This window comes from Desulfobacula sp. (assembly GCF_021107415.1).
On sequence record NZ_JAIOSW010000211.1, the window covers coordinates 1 to 6,334 of the forward strand.

A 6,334-nucleotide genomic window follows, 5' to 3' on the forward strand; every position below is an offset into this window, starting at 1 on the left:
CCTGGAATATGACTCTCCTGGTATTCTGAGGGCTGTCTGACATCCAGGATTGTTATCTCATCCCCCGGATGTTGAGAAATATATTTTTCCGTCTCCTTAAAATCCAATGATTTAGCAGGTGTAAAAAACTGCATCCATTTCATTACCAATTTCTCCTTTTGGCTTTCTGCCATCGTTAGCCAAGTGACTTAAATGCTTTAGTACTGGCTCCACAGACAGGACATTTCCAGTCATCGAGCAGATCCTCAAATTTTGTTCCTTTTGCAATCTTTCCTTTTCTGTCCCCTTTATCAGGATTATAAATATAACCGCAATTAACTGTCTGACATTGATACAGATCTTTTGGTTCTACCACTTTAAACTCCTTTTTTAATTTTTATTGACGATACAGATCTGTCTCAAGGCAATCCATATTCCAGAAACAACCTTCCAAAGGCATAATCGTATCATTCATCTTTAGCTTTTTTTATTCACCGCCCTTGATTTGAGGGTCGTTCGGCTTTCCTGCGCAATCGGGTGTATAGCAGGAATTATCAACAAAGGAACAATCGCTTTTACAGGATGGACACTTCTCAGGCGGAGTATCCGCATCAGGGGTATACCCGCATTTGCTGCATAGCCAGCTTATCATAATTTATCTCCTTCTTATTAAAATATTTCTACTGTTTCATATGATACACTTCCTATCCAAATTCTATCTGGTTCAACAACCTTTCAAAAACCATGCCATCTTTTTGTATGGATATTTTTATCAAATCATTTTATACCTTAACTCAGGCATAGCAATTAGCAACCGAATACAGACTGATTCACCATGGTGATGATTATGCAGAACAAAGAAAACAATGATATTGATACCATGAAAAATCCCTCAGGAAAAATAAATTATCCTTTAAAAAGAAAATTTGTTTTTGGTGTCATTATCATTATTGTTCCTATCCTGGGTCTTCTTTTCACCTGGATTGGATTTCGCATATCCAACCAGGGCAAACAGGAAACCCTTGAAAAAGCAAGAGTGATTGCAGATCAAATTATACTGACCCGCCAATGGGTAACAGACTGTATGGGCGGCATATTTGTTAATGTGAAAAGCCTGGGAGCCAAAAGGGTTGTCTTTGCCATAAAAGATCAACTTTGCATATCCCAGGATACCTACCAATTTTTCACTCCATCAATGGTAACCCAGAAACTGTCACAATATTCCTTTGAAAAAAAATCTTATCAGTTCAAACTGTCCAGCCTTATGCCCATCAATGCCGCCAACAGCCCGAACCTCTTTGAGAAAGCAGGTTTAAACAGCTTTGCAACTCAAAAAACAACAGAATATTACCAATTTACAGATCAATCCTTTGATTATATGGTACCCCTCTATAAAACTAAAGGATGTATAAAATGCCACCCCAATGAAACCGAACAGGAAACAAGTATTATGGGCGGGCTAAGGGTAACCATCCCCTATCAAAACATAAAACAGGCCTTAAAAAAAACCATATGGCTGCTGGCAGGAGCCGGGATCTGCATCACCCTTGCAACCATTCTTGTACTGGTTTTCCTTATCCATACCCTTGTCTTAAAGCCCATAAATGAATTGGAAAAAAAGAGCCGTCAGGTCTCCTTTGGCAACCTGGGTACCCGGGTGTCGCCCCATACAAATGATGAACTTGAAAAACTGGGGAAAAGTTTCAACCTCATGGCTGAAAACCTGATGCACAATCGGGACAATTTAGAAAAAAAGGTAACAAAGGCAACAAAGGATCTTGCCCATGCCAACCATGAACTTTTAAAACTTGATAAGCTGAAATCAGATTTCCTTGCCAATATGTCCCATGAACTTCGAACCCCTTTAACAGCCGTAAAGGGCAGTATCAATTATCTTGAAAGGACATTGACAGATCCAAATCATCTTGAATTTATCCAGATCATTGAAAAAAACATTTCAAGACTCACCCGGCTGATTTCAAACCTTTTTGACTTTACAAAGCTTGAAGCAGGAACCATTGAGTGGGAGTTTGAACGTCAGGACATTTCACAACTTGTAAAAGAGGTGATTGATATCATGAGCCCTTTGTCCCTGGAAAAAGAGATTACAATTTTGCCGGATTATTCGGAACATCTTTATGCCATCATAGATCTTGAACGGATGGAACAGGTTCTTGTCAATCTTCTGGATAATGCCATTAAATTTTCAAAACCCAAGGCCCGGATTAAAATACAGGTTAAAACCCAAAACAATGACATTCAAATATCCATCAAAGATCAGGGGCCCGGTATCCCCAAGGAAAATCTTGAAACTATTTTTAAAAAATTCTACACTGCCAAAACTGAATCAAACATAAAAAATCAAGGAGCAGGCATGGGACTTGCCATATCCAAAGCTATTGTCTCTGCCCATAACGGCAGTCTCAGTGTTCAAAGCGAAAAAGGATCTTCCAGCACATTTTTTATTACACTTCCACAGGATAACAGGACGATTAAATGACGACACCCGGCAAAACCATTTTAATCATTGACGATGACAAAGATATTGTTCAAACTATTAAAGGTAATTTAACCCTTGACGGATATAAGGTCATCTTTTCCCATCTTGGCCGCAAGGGTATTGAAATGGCCGAAACAGGTCAACCCGACCTGATTCTGCTTGATCTGAACCTGCCGGATATGGATGGCATCTCCATTTGTGAAATTCTAAGGAAATCCTTTGATTTTCCCATCATCATGCTTACGGCAAGGGATACTTTGTCGGATAAAGTTTTGGGACTTAAAAGCGGTGCGGATGATTATATTGTCAAACCCTTTGAATACCTGGAGCTTTCAGCAAGAATAACGGCTATTTTCAATCGGATTGACAGATCACTCGTAAAAGAAAAACAAGAATTCAGACACCTTGAAATAAATTATAAAAAAAGACAGGTTTCCATCAAGGGACAATTAGCAAAATTGACAAAAACAGAATTTCAACTCCTGGAGCTCTTTGTCTCCCATCCCGATCAGAGTCTGTCAAGAGATTTTATAGAAAAACAGATCTGGTGGGATTCACAGCTCTATTCCCACAGCAGGGCACTGGATGTCCATATCCAGCGATTAAGAAAAAAAATTGAACAAAACCCTGAAACCCCGGACTTAATTGTTACGATTACGGGTGTTGGATATAAGTTTAACAGTAAGTAAACGTAACGATAGACCTGGTATAATTTAAATTTATAACTCCTTGGTTTTTTCATTAAGCCACAATGCCACATCCTGATCCAGATTAGGTGACAGTTTCTCATAAACCATAGCGTGATACGCATTGATCCAGTCTTTTTCTTCCATAGACAGCATGTCCTTGTCAATCAAGGTTCTTTCAAAATGGCAAACTGTCATGTTCTCAAATTTCATGAATGTTCCAAACTCATTTTCAAAGGCCTGGTCCACAAGAATCATATTCTCCAGTCTTATGCCATAAGCGCCCTCCCTGTAAACTCCGGGCTCATTGGTCAACACCATGCCTTTTTCAAGTTTTACATCAATGGGATGGGGACTTATTCTTGCAGGGCCCTCATGAACACATAAAAAAAATCCGACCCCATGACCTGTGCCATGGCCGAAATCCATTCCCTGCTGCCATAAATACTGCCGTGAGAGCGTATCAATCTGGAATCCTTTGGTACCTTTGGGAAACAGGACTGTGGCTACAGAGATATGGCCTTTTAATACCAGGGTGTAATCTGTTATTTCCTGTTTTGACGGCTTGCCCCGACAAATGGTTCGGGTAATATCCGTGGTACCGGTAAGATAGTTGCCGCCGGAATCCGTCAAAAACATGCCTGCATTACCAATAACCACATCTGTTTCTTTAGTAGCCGAATAGTGACACATGGCTGAATGATCCTGATAGGCCATGATGGGATCAAAACTGTTTTCAACGAATAACTCCTGATCCTTTCGAAATAAATAAAGCTTATCGGCAACAGATTGTTCGGTAATCTGCGCATCTTCATTCTGATGCTCAAGCCAGAAGAGAAAGTTTACAACAGCTGCACCATCTTTTACAGCCGTTTGTCTCAAATGAGCGATCTCAATATCATTTTTTATGGCTTTAAGCGCAATAGCCGGATTGGATTCTTCAACAATCTTACATTTTTTATTAATGGACTGATACAGCCTGTAATTGGTATTTTCAGGATCAACCAGAATCGTTTTGTTATCTTGAATCTTTGATAAAGCAGAGGTTATATCTTCATATTCAACAATGTCTATGCCATCCCGGCGCAATTCTTTGGCAAGAGCATCATTAATCTTTGTTTTGCTGACAAACAAAAACACGTTTTGGGGAGCAATCAAAACAAATGCAATATTAACAGGATTTGTATGAACATCCTGTCCCCGAAGATTCAGGCTCCATGCGATATCATCAAGGGTTGCTATTAAATGGTAAGATGCATCCAAAGCATCCATCTGCTTTTGAATTTGCCTGATTTTATCCTTCCTGCTTTTCCCGGCATATTGTTCTGACAGGGAAAATGCCGCTGACTTTGGCCTGGGCGGCCTGTCTGTCCATAGCTCCCTGACAAAATCAATATCTGTATTCAGCAAAAGTCCTTTGGCTTTAAATTGAGTTTTATACTTTTTCACATTGGCCATGCTGAATACATTTCCATCAATTCCAATGGTGTCTTTTGGCTTCAAGGTATCAATCAGCCATTTTTGAAATGTCGGGACATCCGGCTCCCCCATTTTATACAACTCAAACCAGGAACCTGAAATTTGTTTTTCAGCCTGGATATAGTATCTGAAATCTGTCCATAAAATGGCGTGTTCAAGAGTGATAACAGCTGTTCCGGCAGAGCCTGAAAACCCGGTGAGCCACTTTCTTGCCTGCCAGTGGTCAGCAACATATTCACTCCCATGGGGATCATCGCTTGGTATGATAACGGCAGCAATATTGCCATCTTTCATCAATTGCCTGATATGATTAATTTTCTCATTCGTATTCATGATTCAACCTATTATTATTTGCCTGTAAACAGGTAAAGCTTAAATTCTCTATCTCATTCAGCCATGAAGCATACAATACTTTGAATCTTTACCGCAATTATTTTTTGAACAAAAAGTCTGACCATATAGAAAATTACTTGAAATCCGGGTGATTTTTACGATAGAATAAGGTATACTTTAGCAGCTGGAAAAACATCATTTGGGGAATTAAGTGAAGAGACGATCTCAACCTGATTATTTTTATTAAATCCATTATCAGATATGGGAGGACGGTATGGATGATAAAAAGGAAAAGAAAACATTCTTTAGTTTAATGGAGGCCGCAGGAATTACGGTCAACGGAGACAAACCCTATGATATCCAGGTCCATGATGATAAATTCTTTGAGCGTGTTTTACATCAGACTGCACTGGGGCTCGGGGAATCCTATATGGACAGGTGGTGGGAGTGCAAGTCTCTTGACTGGTTTATTGAAAAAATCCTTCGCGCCGATCTGTTGAGTAAAATAAAACAGGACTGGACCACGGCATGGAACATATTTAAAGCCAAGATCTTTAATCTGCAGAATACCAGGCGTGCTTTCATGGTCGGTAAAGAACATTATGATATCGGCAATGATCTTTACCAAAAGATGCTGGACAAACAACTGCAGTATACCTGCGGCTACTGGAAGGATGCCAAGACCCTTGATGCAGCCCAGGAAGCCAAGCTTGCAATGGTTTGCAAAAAACTGAGACTTGAACCTGGAATGGAAATTATTGAGCTGGGGTGCGGATTTGGCGGATTTGCCAAATATGCTGCTCAAAGACATGGTGTCAGGGTGACAGGGTTTACCGTGTCAAAAGAACAGGCTGAGTTTGGGAAAAAACTGTGCCAGGGCCTGCCGGTTGAAATCCGGCTGGATGACTACCGGAATGCATCCGGACTCTATGACCGTGTTATTTCCATCGGGATGATAGAGCATGTAGGATATAAAAATTACCGGACCTATATGAAGTTGACAAACCAATTGCTGAAAAATGACGGGATTGCCTTTGTTCACACCATTGGAAGCAATACCAGCAGCAGGATATGTAATCCATGGACTGTAAAATATATTTTCCCCAATTCAATGCTGCCTTCCATTGCCCAGCTGGGAAAAGCCATGGAAAATTTTTTTATCATGGAGAACTGGGATAATTTTGGGGAAGATTATGATAAAACCCTGATGGCCTGGTACAGGAATTTCAAGCAGGCATGGCCGGAACTGAAAAATAAGTACGGGGAACGGTTTTTCAGGATGTGGGAGTATTATCTTTTAAGCTGTGCCGGGGGATTTCGATCCAGAAGTATGCAGCTGTGGCAGATCGTCATGACC

Annotated in this window: 7 protein-coding genes; 3 read left to right on the top strand and 4 right to left on the bottom strand. The window is 40.3% G+C overall.

The genetic code is table 11. From position 1 onward, the window contains the following. The 3 genes from K8S13_RS11345 to K8S13_RS11355 form a co-directional block, all read right to left on the bottom strand. Positions 1-143 (bottom strand): rhodanese-like domain-containing protein (locus K8S13_RS11345; RefSeq protein WP_291462586.1); only part of this gene is annotated, 143 nt, incomplete at its 3' end. A gap of 32 nt (positions 144-175) precedes the next feature. After that, a complete protein-coding gene (locus K8S13_RS11350) occupies positions 176-355 on the bottom strand; it encodes a rubredoxin (RefSeq protein ID WP_291462574.1) in 180 nt (59 codons plus the stop codon). 111 nt (positions 356-466) lie between these two features. Next, positions 467-631, bottom strand: coding sequence for a rubredoxin-like domain-containing protein (locus K8S13_RS11355; RefSeq protein ID WP_291462577.1), 165 nt, complete (start codon positions 629-631; stop codon positions 467-469). A 195-nt stretch (positions 632-826) separates the two neighbouring features. Here K8S13_RS11355 and K8S13_RS11360 point away from each other — a divergent pair, with 195 nt between their 5' ends. Beyond that, positions 827-2,479, top strand: a complete 1,653-nt coding sequence (locus tag K8S13_RS11360) for an ATP-binding protein (RefSeq protein WP_291462578.1) — start codon at positions 827-829, stop codon at positions 2,477-2,479. Beyond that, positions 2,476-3,168 carry a response regulator transcription factor gene (locus K8S13_RS11365; RefSeq protein ID WP_291462581.1) on the top strand — a complete coding sequence of 231 codons (693 nt, stop codon included), beginning with the start codon at positions 2,476-2,478 and terminating at the stop codon, positions 3,166-3,168. Before K8S13_RS11360 ends, K8S13_RS11365 begins: the two co-directional genes overlap by 4 nt. Before the next feature lie 30 nt (positions 3,169-3,198). Here K8S13_RS11365 and K8S13_RS11370 read toward each other — a convergent pair whose 3' ends face one another. Continuing rightward, positions 3,199-4,977, bottom strand: coding sequence for an aminopeptidase P family protein (locus tag K8S13_RS11370; protein WP_291462583.1), 1,779 nt, complete (start codon positions 4,975-4,977; stop codon positions 3,199-3,201). A 274-nt stretch (positions 4,978-5,251) separates the two neighbouring features. Here K8S13_RS11370 and cfa point away from each other — a divergent pair. Beyond that, on the top strand, positions 5,252-6,334 hold a 1,083-nt coding region (cfa, locus tag K8S13_RS11375), incomplete at its 3' end, for a cyclopropane fatty acyl phospholipid synthase (protein WP_291462584.1).

Bases quoted from the DNA above. Each gene is read 5' to 3' on its own strand.
- K8S13_RS11355 (WP_291462577.1), bottom strand. From the start codon at position 631: ATGATAAGCTGGCTATGCAGCAAATGCGGGTATACCCCTGATGCGGAT.
- K8S13_RS11360 (WP_291462578.1), top strand. From the start codon at position 827: ATGCAGAACAAAGAAAACAATGATATTGATACCATGAAAAATCCCTCA.
- K8S13_RS11365 (WP_291462581.1), top strand. From the start codon at position 2,476: ATGACGACACCCGGCAAAACCATTTTAATCATTGACGATGACAAAGAT.
- K8S13_RS11370 (WP_291462583.1), bottom strand. From the start codon at position 4,977: ATGAATACGAATGAGAAAATTAATCATATCAGGCAATTGATGAAAGAT.